The sequence below is a fragment of the Micrococcus sp. Alg238-R198 genome, assembly GCF_900537135.1.
Taxonomy (GTDB): domain Bacteria; phylum Actinomycetota; class Actinomycetes; order Actinomycetales; family Micrococcaceae; genus Micrococcus; species Micrococcus luteus.
Genome location: NZ_UNRH01000027.1, coordinates 1 through 1731, shown reverse-complemented (window position 1 = coordinate 1731; position 1731 = coordinate 1). Strand labels below are relative to the sequence as shown.

The 1731-nt window shown below is 67.3% G+C and carries 3 protein-coding genes and 1 pseudogene; all 4 read left to right on the top strand.

All coding sequences use genetic code 11. The features are described from left to right. Positions 1-408: transposase (locus G6R13_RS12190; RefSeq protein WP_205521375.1), on the top strand; the 408-nt coding region annotated here is incomplete at its 5' end. Positions 409-523: 115 nt separating this feature from the next. Further along, positions 524-817: a transposase gene (locus tag G6R13_RS12250; protein ID WP_060973960.1), complete on the top strand. Its 294-nt coding sequence runs from the start codon at positions 524-526 to the stop codon at positions 815-817. Beyond that, complete coding sequence (locus tag G6R13_RS12180; protein ID WP_119217451.1) at positions 814-1500, top strand: DDE-type integrase/transposase/recombinase; 687 nt, start codon at positions 814-816, stop codon at positions 1498-1500. Before G6R13_RS12250 ends, G6R13_RS12180 begins: the two co-directional genes overlap by 4 nt. Beyond that, a pseudogene (locus G6R13_RS12175) lies at positions 1466-1731 on the top strand (IS30 family transposase); the annotation flags it as partial. The gene G6R13_RS12180 and the pseudogene G6R13_RS12175, both read left to right, overlap by 35 nt.

The following is a 1731-nucleotide window of genomic DNA, read 5'->3' as shown; positions in this document are numbered from 1 at the left end:
GCGCTGGCCGAGTTCGAGGCCTCCGAGCTCGGCACGAAGTACCCGTCTGCAGCCGCGACCTGGGCGAACTCCTGGGAGCGGTTCATCCCGTTCCTGCAGTTCCCACCCATGCTCCGCAAGGTCATCTACACGACCAACAGCATCGAGTCGCTGAACTTCCAGCTACGGAAGGTGACCAAGAACCGCGGCCACTTCCCCTCGACCGAGGCGGCGGTGAAGCTGCTCTGGCTGGCGATCTGCAACATCGAAGACAAACGCGCCGCCGAACGCGCTCGGGACCGGGGCAAACCCGCCGGCCAGCGCAAAGCCCAGGGCCGGCTCGTCGAAGGCCAGGCCGTCACGAACTGGAAGCAGGCCCTCGCCCAGCTCGCCGCGGCCTACCCCGACCGGATCAACCCCTACCTGTGACCACCCCGCTTACACAGACAAGTTGACACGCCCCGACGGCCGAGGGAGGGACTGACGCACGTACAGGTGACATACGATCTGTGGTGTTCCCACACCAAAGGGAAGGATGTGCACCATGCCCGCCCCCTACCCCAAAGAGTTCCGCGATGATGTCGTCCGGGTCGCGCAGAACCGTGAGCCCGGCACCCATCTGAAAGACATCGCGAAGGACTTCGGCATCTTCGAGTCCTGCCTGACGAACTGGATTCGCCAGGCCGATATCGAAGCAGGCAACATCCCAGGCACCACCAAGGCCGAGGCCGAAGAACTCCGCGCAGCCCGCCGCAGGATCCGGCTCCTCGAGCAGGAGAACGAAGTCCTACGCCGCGCCGCGGCCTACCTCTCCCAGGCGAACCTGCCGAAAAAATGATGTACCCGCTCGTGTCCGAGCTCGCCGCCGACCAGATCCCGGTCGCGGTGTCCTTGCGGGTCCTCAAGCTCGCCCGCCAGCCCTACTACCGCTGGCGGGACCAGCCCGTCGCCGTTTCTGAGGTGGAGCAGGCCTACCGGGCCAACGCCCTGCACGCCGCTCACCTGAACGATCCGGAGTTCGGGTACGGGCTGCTGCGGGACGAGGCCGAGGCGGCCGGGGAGCGAATGGCCGCCCGTACTGCCTGGCGGCTCTGCCGCCAGAACGGGTGGCACTGCGGGTTCGGGGCCAAGCGTGGCAAGTACGGGACCCGCCCAGGCCCACCCGTGCACGACGACCACGTCCGCCGGGACTTCTCTGCCGAAGCTCCGAACCGGCTGTGGCTGACCGACATCACCGAGCACCCCACCAGTGAGGGCAAGCTCTACCTCTGCGCGATCAAGGATCTCTACGCCGGCAGGATCGTGGGGTACTCCATGGCCGGGCGTATGCAGGCCTCGTTGGCCGTGAACGCCCTCGAGCAGGCCGTGGCACGCCGCGGCGGCACCGATGCGGTGGCCGGGTGCATCGTGCACTCGGACCGCGGCTCCCAGGGTGGATTCAATCGGTCGTCGCAACACCCTCTCGGAATCACTGGAGGTATGGGCGATGGCAAGCAAGGACTGGGCGAGGAAGATCAGTGACGTGCCCGAGGGGACACGGCGGCAGTGGAGAGCGGATCGGGCCTTGCGGGCCCCGATGCGCTCTCCTGGCAGGCCGCAGCCCTCACGGGAGGTCCAACGCCAGTTCTGGCGTGTGATCGCCACCGGTGTCACCACGGTCGAGGCATCCCTGACTGTGGGCGTGTCCTGGCCCGTCGGGGCGCGCTGGTTCCGTCACGCTGGCGGGATGACCCCGCTGTCCTTAGCCGTCTC